Source organism: Flavobacterium sp., from assembly GCF_028689845.1.
Classification (GTDB): Bacteria; Bacteroidota; Bacteroidia; order Flavobacteriales; family Flavobacteriaceae; genus Flavobacterium.
In genome coordinates this window covers 24,389-42,249 of sequence record NZ_JAQVCH010000015.1, presented here as the reverse complement: position 1 = coordinate 42,249, position 17,861 = coordinate 24,389, and the positions used below count along the sequence as shown (strand labels likewise).

At 33.4% G+C, this 17,861-nt stretch carries 17 protein-coding genes; 4 read left to right on the top strand and 13 right to left on the bottom strand.

Features of this window, described 5'->3' with window-relative positions; all coding sequences use genetic code 11:
- Window positions 1-51: 51 nt before the first annotated feature.
- Both PHR76_RS07485 and PHR76_RS07480 read right to left on the bottom strand, forming a co-directional pair.
- Window positions 52-972 carry a T9SS type A sorting domain-containing protein gene (locus PHR76_RS07485; protein WP_300060408.1) on the bottom strand — a complete coding sequence of 307 codons (921 nt, stop codon included), beginning with the start codon at window positions 970-972 and terminating at the stop codon, window positions 52-54.
- A 41-nt stretch (window positions 973-1,013) separates the two neighbouring features.
- Window positions 1,014-1,601 (bottom strand): NUDIX domain-containing protein, encoded by a 588-nt coding sequence (locus PHR76_RS07480; RefSeq protein ID WP_300060405.1) that lies wholly within the window; start codon window positions 1,599-1,601, stop codon window positions 1,014-1,016.
- Window positions 1,602-1,608: 7 nt separating this feature from the next.
- Between PHR76_RS07480 and pyrE the strand changes: the two genes are divergently transcribed.
- Together pyrE and PHR76_RS07470 are read left to right on the top strand one after the other, a co-directional pair.
- Complete coding sequence (gene pyrE / locus PHR76_RS07475) at window positions 1,609-2,256, top strand: orotate phosphoribosyltransferase (protein WP_300060402.1); 648 nt, start codon at window positions 1,609-1,611, stop codon at window positions 2,254-2,256.
- Between the two features lie 28 nt (window positions 2,257-2,284).
- Window positions 2,285-2,677, top strand: coding sequence for an SRPBCC family protein (locus tag PHR76_RS07470; RefSeq protein ID WP_300060399.1), 393 nt, complete (start codon window positions 2,285-2,287; stop codon window positions 2,675-2,677).
- Window positions 2,678-2,680: 3 nt separating this feature from the next.
- Here the strand turns inward: PHR76_RS07470 and PHR76_RS07465 are convergent, their stop codons facing one another.
- From PHR76_RS07465 to PHR76_RS07435, 7 genes are all read right to left on the bottom strand, one after another.
- Window positions 2,681-5,680: a glycoside hydrolase family 3 N-terminal domain-containing protein gene (locus PHR76_RS07465; protein ID WP_300060396.1), complete on the bottom strand. Its 3,000-nt coding sequence runs from the start codon at window positions 5,678-5,680 to the stop codon at window positions 2,681-2,683.
- A gap of 14 nt (window positions 5,681-5,694) precedes the next feature.
- Entirely contained in the window at window positions 5,695-6,177 is a 483-nt protein-coding gene (locus PHR76_RS07460; RefSeq protein ID WP_300060393.1) for an ABC transporter ATPase, read from the bottom strand.
- Window positions 6,178-6,291: 114 nt separating this feature from the next.
- Window positions 6,292-7,083 (bottom strand): (Fe-S)-binding protein, encoded by a 792-nt coding sequence (locus PHR76_RS07455; protein WP_300060390.1) that lies wholly within the window; start codon window positions 7,081-7,083, stop codon window positions 6,292-6,294.
- Between the two features lie 111 nt (window positions 7,084-7,194).
- On the bottom strand, window positions 7,195-7,641 hold the full coding sequence (locus PHR76_RS07450; RefSeq protein ID WP_300060387.1) for a phosphoheptose isomerase: 447 nt from the start codon (window positions 7,639-7,641) through the stop codon (window positions 7,195-7,197).
- A gap of 80 nt (window positions 7,642-7,721) precedes the next feature.
- Window positions 7,722-9,047 (bottom strand): (Fe-S)-binding protein, encoded by a 1,326-nt coding sequence (locus PHR76_RS07445; protein ID WP_300060384.1) that lies wholly within the window; start codon window positions 9,045-9,047, stop codon window positions 7,722-7,724.
- 3 nt (window positions 9,048-9,050) lie between these two features.
- On the bottom strand, window positions 9,051-10,022 hold the full coding sequence (locus tag PHR76_RS07440) for an MlaD family protein (RefSeq protein WP_300060381.1): 972 nt from the start codon (window positions 10,020-10,022) through the stop codon (window positions 9,051-9,053).
- A 38-nt stretch (window positions 10,023-10,060) separates the two neighbouring features.
- Window positions 10,061-11,227, bottom strand: coding sequence for an N-acetylmuramoyl-L-alanine amidase (locus PHR76_RS07435; RefSeq protein ID WP_366143585.1), 1,167 nt, complete (start codon window positions 11,225-11,227; stop codon window positions 10,061-10,063).
- A gap of 81 nt (window positions 11,228-11,308) precedes the next feature.
- Here PHR76_RS07435 and PHR76_RS07430 point away from each other — a divergent pair, with 81 nt between their 5' ends.
- Together PHR76_RS07430 and PHR76_RS07425 are read left to right on the top strand one after the other, a co-directional pair.
- Window positions 11,309-14,029 (top strand): putative LPS assembly protein LptD, encoded by a 2,721-nt coding sequence (locus tag PHR76_RS07430; protein ID WP_300060378.1) that lies wholly within the window; start codon window positions 11,309-11,311, stop codon window positions 14,027-14,029.
- A gap of 25 nt (window positions 14,030-14,054) precedes the next feature.
- Complete coding sequence (locus PHR76_RS07425; protein WP_300060376.1) at window positions 14,055-14,435, top strand: RidA family protein; 381 nt, start codon at window positions 14,055-14,057, stop codon at window positions 14,433-14,435.
- A gap of 9 nt (window positions 14,436-14,444) precedes the next feature.
- On the opposite strand, the gene PHR76_RS07420 is transcribed toward PHR76_RS07425, so the two are convergent.
- The 4 genes from PHR76_RS07420 to pfkA all read right to left on the bottom strand — a co-directional run bounded on the left by PHR76_RS07420 (window position 14,445) and on the right by pfkA (window position 17,804).
- Window positions 14,445-14,816 carry a methylglyoxal synthase gene (locus tag PHR76_RS07420; protein ID WP_300060374.1) on the bottom strand — a complete coding sequence of 124 codons (372 nt, stop codon included), beginning with the start codon at window positions 14,814-14,816 and terminating at the stop codon, window positions 14,445-14,447.
- Between the two features lie 41 nt (window positions 14,817-14,857).
- The gene (locus PHR76_RS07415) at window positions 14,858-15,709 is read right to left on the bottom strand and encodes a BadF/BadG/BcrA/BcrD ATPase family protein (RefSeq protein ID WP_300060371.1); all 852 of its coding nucleotides are present in this window, start codon (window positions 15,707-15,709) and stop codon (window positions 14,858-14,860) included.
- Between the two features lie 68 nt (window positions 15,710-15,777).
- Complete coding sequence (gap, locus tag PHR76_RS07410; protein ID WP_300060368.1) at window positions 15,778-16,785, bottom strand: type I glyceraldehyde-3-phosphate dehydrogenase; 1,008 nt, start codon at window positions 16,783-16,785, stop codon at window positions 15,778-15,780.
- Between the two features lie 32 nt (window positions 16,786-16,817).
- Window positions 16,818-17,804 carry a 6-phosphofructokinase gene (gene pfkA, locus PHR76_RS07405; protein ID WP_300060365.1) on the bottom strand — a complete coding sequence of 329 codons (987 nt, stop codon included), beginning with the start codon at window positions 17,802-17,804 and terminating at the stop codon, window positions 16,818-16,820.
- Window positions 17,805-17,861: the final 57 nt, after the last annotated feature.

Genomic DNA, 17,861 nt, shown 5'->3' with positions numbered 1-17,861 from the left:
AAAAAAAACGTCAAGATAATGTCTTGACGTTCCTTTTTTTTTTTTTTCAAATTAGTTCTTTAGCAATTTAATAGAATTTCCAGATTCAAAATTCAAAAAATATAAACCCGTTTCAAAATTTGATAAATTTATTGCGGCATTATCAATTAAAATTAAGTCTTTTTGAATTACTTTTCCAAAACTATCCGAAATTGTGTAGGTTTGATTATCAGTTAAGCCTTTAATAAAAAACACATCCTGACTCGGATTTGGATAAACAAATAATGCGATATTTCTTTGATTAGCACCAATTGATAAAGCAGATGGAGTAAACCTATAAACTGTTGTATCTGTTGGTGTTCCGGTAATAAAATCTAATTGGTTGGTTATAGTAGGACTCGCCGGACTGCCAATTAAAAATAAGGAATTACTAAATTCTTCTGTATCAAAATCAAGTGAAGTTACACCAATTGCTCCACCTACTTCACCTGAATAAAAAGTCTCCGAATTAGTTACACTATTTTGTCCATAACGCAATTCAAAAATACTACTCGTTTCATAAAGCCAAATCTGAAAGTTTACAAACATGGCTAAGGGTGTATCATCAAAACTGCCGGAATTTTTCCATTGCATTTTTAAAATGCGATTTCCCGTTGTACCTTCTATTTTATAGCTTAGGGGAGACAAAGAATTATCGCCGTAAAAGCCTCTGTCGACTAAGTCATTGCCCATCGGACTTATAATTTCTGATAAAGTTCCTTCAAAAGTGATAAAACTATCATTCATAATTAATTCTTGAAAATTCTGACCATTCACACTAAACGTAAATGGGATGGCGATAGGAAATTCAAAGTCGTCCCAAATTTCTCCTTGATTAATTGAAACAGGATTAACTAACTCAACATAAGGTTGATTTAATTTAAGAAATGTATAATTTTGAGCTTGTAAAAAACCGCAAAACAACAGTAACAAAAAAGGTAAAGTTTTTCTCATGAAAGTAATTTTATTTTTTCCAAAATTATAAAAAAAAAGAATCACTTTTCAAATAGCAACTTAATATTTTCATACGAATTTAAGAGACATTTTTCAATTTCTTTTGGCGATTTCCATTCTGCTTTTTCAATTCCTTCATTGGCTTGAGCAACCAATTTATCGTTGTATTGAGTATGCATTTCAAACCAATGCGTGATTTTCAGTTTATACCGGCCATTACGTTTAAAAACATGATAGGTTTTACCTAATTTATTAGTAATTTTTAATCCGCTTACACCGGTTTCTTCTTCAACTTCACGAATAGCCGTTTCTTCAATATCCTCTCCTTTTTCAGTTCCACCTTTTGGCAAATCCCACTTATTATTTCTAAAAATAAATAAAACTTCCTTGTTTTCATTGTATACTAATCCTCCGCCTGCTTTTTCAACTGGAATTTTTGCTTTTAATTTTTTCATCATTTCTTTTTCATCTGGATGATATAAAAAAGCTTTTTCAACTTTATTTTTAAAAATATTGACTATAAGCTGCTTAATATCAACACTTTCAAGCAAAAACAGTTGAAAGTCGGTTTCCTTCTGAATTTCATTTGTCAAAAAAAGTGGTTTGTCGTTCACAAAAACTTTATACATTTGTAATATGATTTTAAATAAAGATACCGCTAAAAAAACGGCCGAATTGCTTTTACAAATAAACGCAATTAAATTAAATCCTAAAAATCCTTTTACATGGGCTTCAGGATGGAAATCGCCAATATATTGTGATAACCGCATAACCCTCTCATTTCCACCAATTAGAAATTATATTCGGGAAGAATTTTCTAAAACAATTGAAAAACAATTTGGAAAACCAGATGTCATTGCTGGTGTAGCCACTGGAGCAATTGGAATTGGAGTGTTAGTAGCTGAATATATGGGAATACCTTTTGTATATGTTCGACCAGAAGCTAAAAAACATGGTCGTTTAAATCAAGTGGAAGGTTTTTTGCAAAAAGGACAAAGTGTGGTGGTGGTTGAAGATTTAATCAGTACCGGAAAAAGTAGCTTGTTAGCCGTGGAAGCCTTAAAAGAAGCAGGTGCAAACGTGAAAGGCATGGTTGCCATTTTTACTTATGGATTTGATGTAGCGGTTGAAAATTTCAAAAAGGATAACGTCGACTTATATACGCTTTCCAATTATGATAATTTGTTGGAATTAGCAGTTGCTAAAAAATATATTACAGAAGAAGAACAACACACTTTACAAGAGTGGCGAGTAAATCCGTCAAAATGGGGTGTAGAAGTTTAAACTAAAAAAATACTATAAAATAATAAACATGAATATAGAAAGTCCAAAAGTTACCGTAGAAAAATCAGCTGACTATTTATTTGAATCGTTGAGTGATGTTCGAAATTTTGAAAAATTAATGCCTGAAAACATTGCTAAATTTGAAGTAACGGGTGAGGATTCTTTTATTTTTGGCTTAAAAGGAATGCCTGAAATCAAATTACGGATGAAAGAAAAAAATCCGTCAAGTCAAGTGGTTTTAGGAGCAGCTTCAGAAAAATTGCCCTTTACTTTAACAGGAAATATTAATGCTCTTTCTGAAACAACTTCAGAAGTACAATTAACTTTTGAAGGTGATTTTAACCCGATGATGGCGATGATGATTAAAGGCCCTATTTCTAAATTTATTGAAACCTTAGCTGCAAATATGAATAAACTTTAGTGTTTATCGTACTATTGCATCATAGATAACTTGTTGGATATTTTCACGAATATTTTGTTGAGATAAAACATTCTTTTCTGCCGTTGGATAGGTTCTATTTGACAGAAAAATATAGATTATTTCTTCTTCTGGATCGGCCCAAGCCATTGTTCCCGTAAATCCGGTATGGCCAAAACTAGTCATAGAAGCACAACCACAAGTTGGGCCAGAAGTTCCTAATTGAGGCTTATCAAATCCTATTCCACGACGGTTTCCGTCAGGGCAATAATAACAGGTATTAAATACATCAAAAGTGGAACTAGAAAAGAAATTTTCATTCGCATAATTACCTTTTTGTAAAAAAAGCTGCATGATTTTGGCTAAATCCATCGTATTAGAAAAAATGCCCGCATGACCGCCTACCCCGCCTTCCATTGCTGCTTCCATATCGTGTACGTATCCTTGGATAGTTTGGTAACGAAAATATGTATCTTCCTCTGTGGGCGGAATACTATTCATATCAAATTTTTGCAACGGATTATAAACAGTATTATTCATCCCAAGTTTGGCATAAAAATTCTTGTTGCTCAAATCTTCTAATTTTTTTCCCGTGGCAATTTCTAAATAATGCTTTAAAATAATAAAGGTGAAATCGCTATATTTATATTCTTTTTTTGGCAATAATTTACTGTCACCAATTAATTTCATAATCGTATCTGGATAATCCCTTCGCATATACAAGTTTTCAGCCACTTGATGTGGGAATTCCTTGCTGTAAAACTTCTTATAATACTTCTCGTCTGGCTTTTTATTATTATCTAAGGTTTGCTTATAAAACGGAATCCAAGCTTGCAAACGAGCATAATGCGATAATAAATCTTTAAAATTAATGTTTTCTTTATCTGTTCCTTTAAATGTCGGAATCATTTCGCCAAGTTTAGTATCCATATTCACTTGGTTTTTATCATACAATTGCATCACATTGGGTAGCGTAGAAACAATTTTAGTCAAGGAAGCTACATCATAAATATCAGTATTTTTAACAGGCGTTTGTTCTTTATATGTATGAAAACCAAAAGCCTTTTGATAAATAACTTTTCCTTTTCGAGCAATTAGAATTTGGCCTCCAGGTGTCATTTTTTGTGCAATGGCTTTTTGCATGATTCCATCAATCTTTGCTAAAGTAATCGAATTCATTTTGACATTTTCAGGAGCAGTAAAACCCAATCGGTTTAATTTTTCAGTGATTAAGCCAAAATTAACTTTAAATTCTTCATTAATAGAAACCGGTAATTTCCCTTTCGATGCGATTGCTCCAAAAATTAATTGAGCGGATACATTTTGAGAAACCTCGCTATTTTGATAAGAAACAATAACGCCGTCGATATTTTCAAAACTCGGAATGGCAGTTAGTGCATACGGTTTTACAAAACAATCTAAAATTACCTTTTTTCGTTTAGCAATTTCAGAAATCCACAGTAATTCTTTCGTAGAAAAATCGTGTTTTTTCCATGCTCCATCTGTTTTATGATATCCAATAATAACATGTGTAAAATCACGTAATTGACTATGCATCGAATCTAATTGGGTGTGAGAAACTTCTGTAATTTCGGCATATTTTTGAAGGGTTTCCAAAAAAACCGTGTTATTATCGTCGCCCATTTTGATATAGGCAATTTTCTGTTTGTCTAATTCTTTAATGGGAATAATTGCTCCTTTATTTCGAATTACCGTTAGTGCATTTTCATATAATTTGTATTGTAATGCTTCCTCTTGTGGTGTATTGATTACCGATGAAAGTTTTTCAAGTTGGATGGGCTTCCAATTAGCTAGACCTGCTTTGTATTTAAAAAGCAGTATTTTTTTTACAGAATAATCCAGTCTTTCGGTGGTAAGTTCACCTGTATTTAATGCTTCTTTTATTTTTAAAATTGCTGCAGGAACATCTTCTGGAAATAATAAAATATCATTCCCAGCTTTAAATGCGGCTAAATCAATATCTCCTGGTTTTTTAAAATTACTTGCTCCTTTCATATTTAAAGCATCCGTAAAAATTAAACCCTTAAAATTCAATTCGTTTTTTAATAAATCGGTTACAATTATTACTGAAATGGAAGACGGATATCCTGGTCGATTTTCAAAACTTGGAACATCTAAATGAGCCACCATTACACTCGCTAATCCTTTGTTAATTAGTTTTTTATAGGGATATAATTCGACATCACGAATTTGTTCTTGTGTAAAATTTATAACGGGTAAGGTATGATGTGAGTCTGATTCAGTTGCTCCATGTCCTGGAAAATGTTTACCCGTTGCATAAACACCATTTGATTGCAAACCAGTCATTAATGCTAGGGCTTTATCGGCTACGTTGACTTTGTTTTCTCCAAACGAACGATTCCCAATTATTGGATTTTTCGGATTGGTATTGATGTCTAAAACAGGTCCAAAATTAAAATGAATTCCTAATTGCTTAGATTGCAAGGCCATTAATTCTCCTGTTTTTTCAATTAAATTAAGATCTTGAATGGCTCCAAGCGTCATATTCCATGGGAAACGATTGACAGAATCTAATCGCATACTTAAACCCCACTCGGCATCAATCCCTATAAATAAAGGTGTTTTTGATAATTTTTGATAGCGATTGGTTAAAGCGGCTTGTCGTCCAGGTCCGCCTTGGAAAAAAATTAAACCACCGACTTTTTGATCTATTATTAATTTTTCTACCGATTTAATATGAGCCGAATCTTTATTAGAATAAGCCGCAACCATAAACAACTGTCCTATTTTCTCTTCTACGGTAAGTGAATTAAAAACACTGTCTACCCAAATTTTCTCAATTACGGTTGGTGTAGTATAATTGAAGGAAATGGTTTCTGCTTTTTTTATTTGGGTAATCGAATCCGAACTTGTTTTTGAACTTGCTTTTGGAACAATTTTATTCGTATTCGCTTTATTGACCGCACAATGTATCACTGAAATCAGTAATAAAAAAATAAAAAAAAAGCGAGAGATTTTATACATTCTGAAATTTATTTTTAAAAAAAGCGACTGTGCCAGCTTTCAGAAGCGGGAACTTCCCAATTTTCTTTCCATTCTTCGATGGTATTCACTAAATTATTAAAAACGATGGTGTTTTCTGAAACTGCTTTTTCCTTGGCCATGCGTTTAAAATCGAGAAGCGATTTATGTGTCAAAAATTCTCCTTGTTTATAGGTAACATTCATTTTGTCTAATAAATCAATACCGTATTTACTTTCTAATTGTTGAATAAAAACAACGGAAGAATCTATAGAGCAACCAGTGGGCTGTTGAACTTCTTGATTAACAGCCAAGATAATAAAACGATTGTATTTAGTTAAAAATGAAGCTTCTAACGAAGTTCCATGAGCCGACCAATCTTCTATAAAGACTTTTAAATCTTCTTCAATTTCGACAATTTCAGTATCGGATAACTTTCTATTCGATTGATAAATCCAAATTTTAGATTCATCAGGCATGGTTTCAAATGGAGTATACATTATGTTTGTTTTTAGGGCGATGGATGGTATGATGGCTATTTAGTATTGGAAGTTGAATTGTTTTTTGTAGTTATGAATAACAATTAAACTTCATCCCAACAACCTACTACCTATTTATAAATCCTGAGCATTTGCAATTAATTCGGCTATATCCATCACTTTTACACTAGCCTCTTTTTCTTTGTTTTTGACACCGTCTGTCATCATCGTATTACAAAATGGACAACCAGTAGCAATGATTTCTGAATTTATTTCTAAAGCATCTTCTGTTCTTTCCACACTAATTTCTTTAGTTCCAGGTTCTGCATCTTTAAACATTTGTGCTCCTCCTGCTCCACAGCATAATCCGTTGGCACGTGAGCGTTTCATTTCTATTAATTCTACTTCTAGTTTCTGAATTAATTCACGAGGAGCTTCATAAATAGTATTGGCTCTTCCTAAATAACAGGGGTCATGAAAAGTAATTCGTTTCCCTTTAAATTGACCACCTTCAATAGTTAAACGTCCGTCATCTAATAATGATTTTAAAAATTGGGTGTGATGTAAAACTTCATATTGACCACCTAATTCTGGATATTCGTTTTTGATTGTATTGAAACAATGTGGACAAGCTGTTACAATTTTCTTTACTTCATAAGCATTCATGACTTCGATATTCATCATGGCTTGCATCTGAAACAAAAACTCATTTCCAGCTCTTTTTGCAGGATCGCCCGTGCAGCTTTCTTCTGTTCCTAATACGGCGAAAGATACATTTGCTCGATTGAGAATACGCACAAACGCTTTCGTGATTTTTTTTGCTCGGTCATCAAAACTCCCTGCACAACCTACCCAAAATAAAACCTCGGGTTGTTTGCCTTGAGCTAACATTTCTGCCATTGTAGGCACTACTATATTTTCCGCCATTTCTTATTTTTTTTTAGACTTTTAGACTGCTGGATTAATGGATTATTTGGTTTTTCAAATCTTTGAATCATCAAATTTACTTAAAACTAACTTGCTCAAAATCATTTATTTTTATTCGTGGTGTTCGTCGTCAAAAACTTGAATGGTTACTTCTTTATCGACTAAATCGGTAAATTTTCCACGATAGCGAGTTGCTTTAACCAAATGATTATCAATCCAATGATAATTTCCTCCTCGTGGTTTTCCCATCAGCATGCCATGGTATTTAAAACCGTGTCTTTTTAACCACATTTCTGTATATTCCCGATGAGCTTCTGTTCTGGAGGTAAAAAAGAAGATAATATGTCCTTCATCATACCATTTGTTTAACGTCACTAAAGCATCTGGATATACTTCGGCAGTAAGCATTCGTTCTGGTTCTTCATTTGGAATATCATCACAAATTGTGCCATCTATATCAATTAAATAATTCTTAATTCCCGCTGGTAAAATTGGACTCAATTGCTGTCCGTTTTCAGAAACTGCTTGTAATTTCTTATCAATGTCTTCCATTTTCATTTTTCTATATTATTAAAATTTTCACCTGCATCAACATTTTCCCAAGCCTCACAATTATGGGAATTTGTTTTTAATAGTTGTTAGTTCTCATCCTTCCAATTCAGGCGATCCATTTGGTTATATTGCCATGGAGCACCATTGTTTTCAATATTTGTCATCATTGCATTTAACGGCATAGGAGCCGCACTTTGTTCCATTACTAAATAACGTCGCATATCCATAATAATAGAAAGCGGGCTAATATTAACGGGGCATTCTTCTACACAAGCATTACATGTTGTACAAGCCCAAAGTTCTTCTGCAGTAATATAATCGGTTAATAAAGTTTTATTATCGGGTATAAAAACCCCTTTATTGGCATCGATATTTTTTCCGACTTCTTCCAGACGATCTCTGGTATCCATCATGATTTTGCGTGGTGATAATTTTTTTCCTGTTAGATTCGCTGGACAAACAGAAGTACAACGTCCACATTCCGTACACGTATAAGCATTCAATAATTGCACCCAATTTAAATCTTGCACATCGCTCGCTCCAAATTTAGCAGGTACAGCCTCTGGATTTGCTGGAGCAGCAAATGGATCAGCAGTTGGATCAAGCATTAACTTTACTTCGTTGGTAACACTTTCTAAATTATCAAATTGTCCTTTTGGGTTTAAATCTGCAAAATAAGTGTTTGGAAAAGCCAATAGAATATGCAAGTGCTTAGAAAAATAAAGGTAATTTAAAAAGATTAAAATTCCTGTGATATGCATCCACCATGCTGTTCGTTCAATAACCACGACAACTCCACTAGATAATCCATCAAATAAAGGAGCAATAAATTGACTTATAGGGAAACTTCCTGCCTGATTATAGTGAGCAACGTTCATTTGTTGCAACCAAAAATCGGAAGCATTCATAATTAAAAACAACGACATCAAAACAACCTCAAAGTATAAAATATAATTGGCGTCATTTTTTGGCCAACTTTTCATGTCTGAATTAACAAACCGATTAATTTTAATGACATTTCTTCGAATCCAAAAAATTGCTACTGCTACCAAAACTAGAACCGCCAGAATTTCAAAGGAAGCAATTAAGACATTATAAAAACTTCCCATAAAAGAGAAAACACGGTGCGTACCGAAAATACCATCGATAATAATTTCAAGTAATTCTAAATTGATAATGATAAAACCAACATAGACAACAATATGTAAAACTCCAGCAATTGGTCGTTTGACCATTTTTGATTGTCCCATTGCAATCATAGCCATGTTTTTCCAACGTTCTGAGGATTTATCAGAGCGATTAACATGCTGACCGAGTTTAATATTTCGAATTATTTTCTTTACGTTTAAAGCAAAATAGCCAAAACCTAAACACAAAATGATTAAAAATAAAAGGTTGTCTAAATAACTCATTGCTTATTCGTTTTTAGTTGGTGTTACTTCTGTTTCTGGAGCTACGTAAGCTTTGTTTTTCTTGCCAAACAAAGAAACGTTAATGTAACGAGTGGGGTTAAGACGCAAATCTTCTAACAATAGTTCGAGCTCTTTAGAAGCTTCTGTAAAATTAGTATACAGCTTATCATCTTTTAACAATTTACCCATTGAACCATTTCCGTTTTCTAAATCGGTTATAATTTTATCTACATTCGCTAGAGTATGTTCTAACTTTTGAGCGGTTTGTTTGATGTTAACAGCTGCTAAAGAATCGGACATTTTAGCTAAATTCTCCGAAGTTTTTTCAAAATTGGTCAAAGACGAATTTATTTTGGTTCTATTTTCGGCTAACATTCCGTTCACCGATTTTGAAGCTTGACTAAATTCTGTTAAGGTTTCATTTAATTTAGCAATACTACTTTTTATATTCTGTTTGGTTTTATCATCTAACGTTTCATTTAAATTGTTTAATAAAACATCGGTAGAAAGCATTACTTTTTCAATTTTCTCTTTTAAGGGTTCTAATTTTTCAGAAACCAAAGCAGTTAAACCACTTTTAATATCACCTTTAAGATAATCACCTGATACGGCTGCAATAGATGAATTTTCTGTACCTGGAACAATTTGAATCATCTTTCCTCCAATTAATCCTGGCTCATAAATAAGAGCCGTACTGGATTTAGGAATAGTATATTTTCCATGAATTTGAATTTCTACAATGGGTTTCCAAGTAACTTTGTCTTTAAAAGTGATACTTTTTACTTGACCAATCACGTGTCCGTTAATGGTTACGGGTGCAGAATTGACCAATCCTTCTACGTCATCATATTCTACGTAAAAGGTTGAATAATCTGTTAAAATATCAGTTCCTTTTAAAAAACTATACCCCCAAATAAATAGTAAAATGGAAGTAATCACCAAGATGGCTGTTTTAATTTCTTTCGTTAATTTCAATGTCGTAATTTTTTAAAGCAAATTTAGGTAAAAAAGTATTAATTCAATTTTAAAGCTTCTTGTATACTGATTTTAATTCCGTTTTTAAAAGCAACTATAAAGGAAGATTCATATCCTTTGTTTTTCGCTTCTTGCAAGAATTCTTTAGCTTCCTCATAACTAGAGGTTTGTTCAAAATAATATTTATATAAATTATTTTCTACTATAACCGAAGTCGGATTTAATCCTTTAAAATTCTGAGGAACAAGCTCTAGACTTTTTCCGCTAGCTGAAATTTGAATTTTAAAAACAACTCCTTTATCTGTTACCACAGCTGGTTTTTGAACTTCCTCTTTAGGATTTGAATTTGTTTTAGCTACAACTGGTGTATCTTTTACTTGAGTTTCTGTAATATTTTTTGAAGGTTTTTCAGTTTTAACATTCATGCTTTCACCAAAATACTCCTTTTTATAATTTAAAATCGCTACCGAAATCGCTTTAGCAATCTCCTCTTGGCCTTTATCAGAATTTAAGTAAAGTCCTTCGTTTCTATTCGAAATAAAGCCTAACTCAGTTAAAACACTAGGCATTGACGTTTGATTCAAAACCAAAAAAGGACCTTGTTTAACGCCGCGGTTCTTTCTTTCTAAATTATTGGTAAACTCATTTTGAATTTTAGTGGAAATCGTGATACTTTGATCTAAATACTCTTCTTGAAGTAGCGTTATCCCAATCACACTTTCAGGCGAATTTGGATTATAGCCTGCATACTTAATCTTATAATCACTTTCTAAGGTAATTACGGCATTCTCTTTTTTGGCTACTTCTAGGTTGGACGCATTTTTAGTTAAACCCATTACAAAGGTCTCTGTACCATAAGCTTCGCCACTCGCAGAAGCATTACAGTGAATGGATAAAAACAAATTGGCATTGGCTCGATTAGCAATTCGAGCTCGCTCCATTAATTCAATAAAAACATCGGTTGTTCGAGTATATATCACTTCAATATCATCATACTTTTCGAGGTTTTTACCTACTTTCAAAGCAACCTTTAGTGCAATGTTTTTTTCAATATACCCATGATAATTTGCACCGAAATCTTTTCCACCATGACCAGGGTCAAGCACTACTTTAAATTTAGTATTTGTTTGTGCAAATACATTAAAAGTCATGAGCAAGACGAAAGCAAAATAGCCAATTTTGTATTTATTTAAAAAGTTTATCATTGTTAAAAGTTAATTTAATTTTAAACGCTAGGTTTTAAAATTGATTATTTACTTATTTTTGACCAAAATTATTCAGTAAGTTTGGCGTACCAAAAACCAAGCCATAATTTTACAAAAATAGCATTAAAACATTTGCGGACAAAGTTATTTCATATCGTTTTATCAGCATTTTTCCTAACAATTGGTTTACCAAAAGTTCAGGCCCAAGAATTGCAAAATAAAACACTGCAAGTTTCTCCAGAAAAACCAGCTGATAGTCTGATTATCAACAAAGAATCTTTTTTTACTCTACAGGACACGCTTGTTCAAGACACGCTTAAAACCGCCAAGAAACCCACTCTATTAGAAGACAAAATTAAGTACAAAGCGGAAAAATATACTAAAATTGACCAAAAAAAGAAATTAATTACGCTTTACGACCAAGCAGAATTATATTATCAGGACATTGAATTGAAAGCGGGCATCATCATCATGGACTATGAAAAAAGTGAAGTTTATGCGGGTAGAATTAAAGATTCAAGTGGTGTTTACACTCAAATACCTGTTTTTAAGCAAGGAACTAACCTCATTGAACCCGATTCTATTCGGTTTAATTTTAAAACTAAAAAAGCTTTAATTTGGAATACACGAACTGAGCAAGGCGAATTTCGTGTGAAGGCAGAGATAACAAAAAAAGAAAATGATTCCGTTTACTTTTTAAAAGGAGCCCGATTTACGACCTCCAAAGATGTTGATAATCCAGAATATTATTTTTATACCGATAAGATTAAATTAGTTCCGCAAAAGAAAGTCATCACGGGTTTTACAAATATGGTAATTGCCAATGTGCCTACTCCTATTGCCATTCCGTTTGCTTTTTTTCCTATGACTGAAGAGAGTAGTTCTGGTATCATTATTCCAACTTTTCAAGATACACGAAAACAAGGATATTCCTTGCAAAATGGAGGTTATTATTTAGCTTTGAGTGATTATTATGATTTGGCCATTTTAGGTGATTATTATACGAATGGAAGTTATGGTTTGCGTTTTCAAAGTAGTTATGCGTTAAAATACCGATTTAGTGGTGGTTTTAACCTTCGTTTTGAAAATATCATTCAAAGTGAACGCGGTTTTCCAGATTATTCTCGGGCAAAAAACTATAATATTCAATGGATGCACACCCAAGATGCAAAGTCAAATCCAACTTCTCGATTTTCTGCTTCCGTCAATTTAGGAAGCAGTACGTTTTTCCAACAATCATTAAATCAGAACAATATAGGTTCTAATTTAATTAACAACTTAAGCTCTTCTGTTTCTTATTCTAAAACATTTAATACGGTTCCGCAAGTTAATATGTCATTGTCGGCTACACATAATCAAAATACCGGAACTGAAGAAATCAACATGACTTTACCTACTTTACAAGCTAGTGTTGACCGAATATTTCCTTTCGCTTCTAAAGATGGACCTAAAAAAGGTATTATTAAAAATATCAATTTTCAATATAATTTAAGAGGAGAATATCGAATTAACACGACCGATTCGCTATTTTTTAAACCTGAAATGTTCGATACAGCAAAAGCAGGAATGCAACATACGATTCCGTTAAGTACTAATTTTAAGGTTTTTAAGCATTTCAGTGTGACTGCCAATGCAAATTACAATGAAGTTTGGTCTTTAAAAACGATAGACAAAGAATTTGATTCAGAAATCAATAAAGTCGTAACTACAGAAGTAAGCGGTTTTGATTCTTATCGAACCTACAATTTTGGTTCTAATATTGGAACAACTATTTATGGAACATTTAATTTTGGCGACACTAAGAAAATCCAAGCTATTCGACATGTAATGAGACCATCGGTTTCACATAATTATGCTCCAAGCTTTGAACAATATTATGATACCTATGCCATTGATGCGTCGGGCGATATGGCTCAATATACACGTTTTGATGGCGGTATTTTTGGTCAGCCTTCTAGTTCTTATGCCAATTCGTTAGGCTTTTCATTAAGCAATACGTTTGAGGCGAAAGTTACCGAAAAAGACAGTACAAAACTGGAACCAAGAAAAGTAATGTTACTAAATCAATTAAACTTTTCTACGAGTTACAATATGGCGGTTGATTCTTTGCAGTGGGCACCCGTTCGCTTAAGCGGAGGAACTTTATTATTTAAGGATAAAATGAATGTCAATTTTGCAGCCACTTTAGACCCCTATGCGATTAATGCTGCCGGAAGAAGAATAGACCGGTTTAATATTGATAATGGCGGAAGTCTGTTTAGAATGACTAGTGCCAATATGACCGCTAATTATTCCTTTTCAAGTGCTGGTAAAAAAGAGAGCAAAAAGAAAAATGTGCAAGGAGCTTTAAACGGCGGTCGTGAGGATGATTTATTTGGAACGAATACCGACCTGAGTGATCGAAGAGCCAGTCAATTTGATGACGATGAGGAGGAAGAAGAAGAAATAACCACATTCTATAATAGTAAAACACCTTGGGATTTTACCTTGGCTTATTCTTTAACCTACAGCAATTCAACTCGTGAAAGTACTATTACAGGAAACTCAATTATGTTTTCTGGAAATATTGATGTTACTCCACGATGGAAAGTGGGCATTTCTTCTGGTTATGATTTTGTACAAAAAGGAGTTACGTTTACCCAATTTCGATTTGAAAGAGATTTATTAAGCTGGCGAATGGATTTTAATTGGTCTCCCTATGGTGATACTGCTCAATGGGGCTTTTTTATTGGAATAAAATCTTCTGTATTAAGCGATCTTAAATATGATAAGCGTTCACTTCCAGACCGAAAATTACGTTAATCCGAATACTTATAATTCAACTTGTATGAAAAAAATAATCTTTACCGAAAATGCTCCTGCTCCTATTGGTCCGTATAACCAAGCTATTTTAGTAGGCAACACCTTATATACTTCTGGACAAATTGCAATAAATCCGAAAACAGGTGAATTGGTTCTAACGGATATTGAAACAGAAACTAAACAAGTTATGGAAAATTTAAAAGCTGTATTAACCGCCGCAGATATGACTTTTGAAAATGTTGTAAAAGCAACTATTTTTATTATGAATATGGGTGATTTTGCAAAAATCAATACGGTATACGGAAACTACTTCAACGAAAAAACCGCTCCAGCTCGTGAAACGGTTCAAGTTACTTGTTTACCCAAAAATGTCAATATAGAAATTTCTGTATTAGCCATTAAATAAACTAAATTTCTACGTTATCGTTAATGCAATCATTAACAACTGAGCGGTAGCTTCATTGGTTGCCAGTGGAATATTGTGAACATCGCATACGCGGATGAGCATATTGACATCGGGCTCATGCGGATGACTTGACAACGGGTCTTTAAAAAAAATAACCATTTTGGTTTTGCCTTCTGCTACGCGACCCGCAATTTGAGCATCGCCGCCAAGTGGTCCAGAAAGCATTTTTTTGACTTTAAATCCGGCGTTTTCAACTTTACTTCCCGTGGTTCCGGTAGCAATGAGTTTAATTTTTTCATGTAACAAAATGGCCCTATTTTTGTTTAAAAACTGAACCATGTCTGCTTTCTTTCCGTCGTGGGCAATAATTGCTATTTCCATATACGTTGATAAAAAAACCACGTAAAACGTGGTTTAAATTTTTATTTGTTTAAAATATGATAGGCAATTAACCCATCAATTGGTCTTCGTAAAACATTACCTATTTTGATATCATATTTGCTTAAAATTTCTTCCAATTCCTCTTTTAAATAAAAAGCAATCGATCCTACAAAATGAACCGGAACACTTTGGTAATTTTCATATTGCATGATGTAATTTTTTACAAATTTCTTGAGTTCTTTGTAAATGATTTTCTTGCAATACGGATGCTCTTTGTGTTTGATAATGAATTTTGCAAAAGTGGCCAAATAGGCATTAGGATTAGCTTCTTTATATAAATTTGCTTTGACATAATCGGCATCCAAATTATATTCTTCTTGCAATTCAGCAGCTAATTCTTTAGGCATTTTATTAAAAAAATAACCTCGTATTAATAAGCGTCCAAAGTGATTTCCAGAGCCATCATCCATCACAATATAACCAAGCGATTGCACTTTTTGATGTAAAACCTGTCCGTCAAAAAAACTACAATTAGAACCCGTTCCTAAAATACATACAATTGCTTGTTCGTCTTTTGGAGTGGTTGCATACACGGCTGCATACGTATCTTCATACACCGCCACAATTGCATTTGGAAAATAATTTTGAAAAATTTCTGCTAAATAGTCTTTCATTCGATCCGTACCACAACCAGCTCCATAAAAGAAGAGATTTTTGACTTTGTCTCGATTATGCGAAATATCAAATTTATCCTCTAATCGAGCAATTACATCTTCTTTATCTAGCACTTCTGGATTTAATCCGAGTGTTTGCGTTGTAAATAGTACTTTTCCGTTATCATCAATGGCAATCCAATCTGCTTTGGTTGAGCCACCGTCTACTAATAATTTCATGAGTAGGAGTTTTTTATGGAATAAAAAATCCTATTTTGCATTATACAAAATAGGATTTTTAGTTAATGTTATAATTTTGAAATATGAACTGCCAAATCTATTAATTTACTAGAATAACCATATTCGTTATCATACCAAGAAATTATTTTAAAGAAGGTACTATTTAAACCAATACCAGCTTTAGCATCGATAATAGAAGTTCTAGGGTCTGATATAAAATCTTGAGAAACCACATCGTCTTCCGTAAATCCTAAAATTCCTTTCATTGACGTTTCCGAAGCATTTTTAAGTACTTTCATAATTTCATCATACGAAGTTTCTTTGGCAAGCTTCACGGTTAAATCAACAGCAGAAACATCGGCAGTTGGAACACGCATTGACATTCCTGTTAATTTTCCGTTTAAATCGGGAATTACTTTTCCAACTGCTTTTGCAGCTCCTGTTGAAGAAGGAATCATATTTAATAAAGCAGAACGTCCGCCACGGAAATCTTTTTTAGAAGGACCGTCTACCGTTAACTGTGTTGCAGTTGTAGCGTGAATTGTGGTCATTAAACCTTCTACAATTGTAAAATTATCATGAATAACTTTCGCTAACGGAGCTAAACAATTTGTGGTACAAGAAGCATTCGACACAATGGTATCACTGGCTTTTGCAGTGGAATGGTTAACGCCCATCACAAACATAGGAGCATCTGCTGAAGGAGCTGAGATAACTACTTTTTTGGCACCACCATCAATATGAGCCTGAGCTGTTGCCAAGGTTGTAAAAATACCAGTACATTCTGCCACGATATCTACATCTACATTTTTATCATCCCATTTGATTAATTTTGGATCTCTTTCTGCGGTAACCCGAATAAATTTATCGTTTACATACAATTGTCCGTCTTTTACTTCCACTTTTCCGTTGAAACGACCATGAACAGAATCATATTTTAGCAAGTAGGCCAAATGGTCTACTTCTAATAAATCATTAATTGCTACAACTTCTACATTATCTCTATTGAAAGATTCTCTAAAAACGATTCTTCCAATTCGACCAAATCCATTAATTCCAATTTTTACTTTTGACATTTTATTCTTATTTAGTTAGTTAGTATTTTTTTTTATATTGACATGATTTCAGACACTCGCAAAAGTTCTCTGTCTATCCGAGAATGTCCTTTTATCGCATTTTCTAAAGGGGTTAATTCTATTTTATCATTGTGTAATCCGACCATAAAACAGCTTTTTCCTTCTAATAAAGATTCTACCGCTTTTACGCCTAAACGTGAAGCGAGCACACGGTCAAAACAAGAAGGAGCACCGCCTCGTTGCATGTGGCCTAATACAGAAACACGAACATCATATTCTTGCATATTTAAGTCGATATAATCTTTTAATTCAAAAACACTTTTTCCGATTTTATCACCTTCTGCAATGACTACGATACTAGAGGATTTTCCGGATAATTTGCTTCTGCGAAGTGATTCTAACAAGCGTTCTAATCCCATATCTTCTTCTGGAATTAAGATTTCTTCTGCTCCAGCTCCAATTCCCGCATTTAAGGCAATATGACCAGCATCTCTTCCCATTACTTCTACTAAAAATAAACGATTATGAGAACTGGCAGTATCTCTAATTTTATCGATGGCTTCTACAACGGTATTTAAAGCCGTATCAAAACCCAATGTATGACTGGTTCCAAAAATATCATTATCAATCGTTCCTGGAATTCCGATTACAGGAATTTTAAATTCTTTATTAAAAGCCAAAGCCCCATTAAAACTACCATCTCCACCGATGACAACTAAGGCATCAATATTTTCATTTTGCAAGTTTTCATAAGCTAGCCTTCGACCTTCTTCCGTTTTAAAATCGTTTGAACGTGCTGATTTTAAAATAGTTCCACCTTTATTCACAATATTATGAACAGATCTTGGCCCCATATCTTTAAAATCGCCTTCGATCATTCCTTGGTATCCGCGATAAATACCGACACAGTCTACTTTATAATAGGCACACGTTCGTACCACAGATCGAATGGCTGCATTCATTCCTGGGGCATCGCCTCCAGAAGTTAATACCCCAATCTTTTTTATCGTTTTAATCATAACTTGAAGTTTATATTGTAAAATTAGCAAAGAAATACGACTTTAGTCCTATTGTTT

Excerpts from the sequence above, each read along its gene's own strand:
- PHR76_RS07485 (WP_300060408.1), bottom strand. The coding sequence starts at position 972 with ATGAGAAAAACTTTACCTTTTTTGTTACTGTTGTTTTGCGGTTTTTTA.
- PHR76_RS07480 (WP_300060405.1), bottom strand. The coding sequence starts at position 1,601 with ATGTATAAAGTTTTTGTGAACGACAAACCACTTTTTTTGACAAATGAA.
- pyrE (WP_300060402.1), top strand. The coding sequence starts at position 1,609 with ATGATTTTAAATAAAGATACCGCTAAAAAAACGGCCGAATTGCTTTTA.
- PHR76_RS07470 (WP_300060399.1), top strand. The coding sequence starts at position 2,285 with ATGAATATAGAAAGTCCAAAAGTTACCGTAGAAAAATCAGCTGACTAT.
- PHR76_RS07465 (WP_300060396.1), bottom strand. The coding sequence starts at position 5,680 with ATGTATAAAATCTCTCGCTTTTTTTTTATTTTTTTATTACTGATTTCA.
- PHR76_RS07460 (WP_300060393.1), bottom strand. The coding sequence starts at position 6,177 with ATGTATACTCCATTTGAAACCATGCCTGATGAATCTAAAATTTGGATT.
- PHR76_RS07455 (WP_300060390.1), bottom strand. The coding sequence starts at position 7,083 with ATGGCGGAAAATATAGTAGTGCCTACAATGGCAGAAATGTTAGCTCAA.
- PHR76_RS07450 (WP_300060387.1), bottom strand. The coding sequence starts at position 7,641 with ATGAAAATGGAAGACATTGATAAGAAATTACAAGCAGTTTCTGAAAAC.
- PHR76_RS07445 (WP_300060384.1), bottom strand. The coding sequence starts at position 9,047 with ATGAGTTATTTAGACAACCTTTTATTTTTAATCATTTTGTGTTTAGGT.
- PHR76_RS07435 (WP_366143585.1), bottom strand. The coding sequence starts at position 11,227 with ATGATAAACTTTTTAAATAAATACAAAATTGGCTATTTTGCTTTCGTC.
- PHR76_RS07425 (WP_300060376.1), top strand. The coding sequence starts at position 14,055 with ATGAAAAAAATAATCTTTACCGAAAATGCTCCTGCTCCTATTGGTCCG.
- PHR76_RS07420 (WP_300060374.1), bottom strand. The coding sequence starts at position 14,816 with ATGGAAATAGCAATTATTGCCCACGACGGAAAGAAAGCAGACATGGTT.
- PHR76_RS07415 (WP_300060371.1), bottom strand. The coding sequence starts at position 15,709 with ATGAAATTATTAGTAGACGGTGGCTCAACCAAAGCAGATTGGATTGCC.
- gap (WP_300060368.1), bottom strand. The coding sequence starts at position 16,785 with ATGTCAAAAGTAAAAATTGGAATTAATGGATTTGGTCGAATTGGAAGA.
- pfkA (WP_300060365.1), bottom strand. The coding sequence starts at position 17,804 with ATGATTAAAACGATAAAAAAGATTGGGGTATTAACTTCTGGAGGCGAT.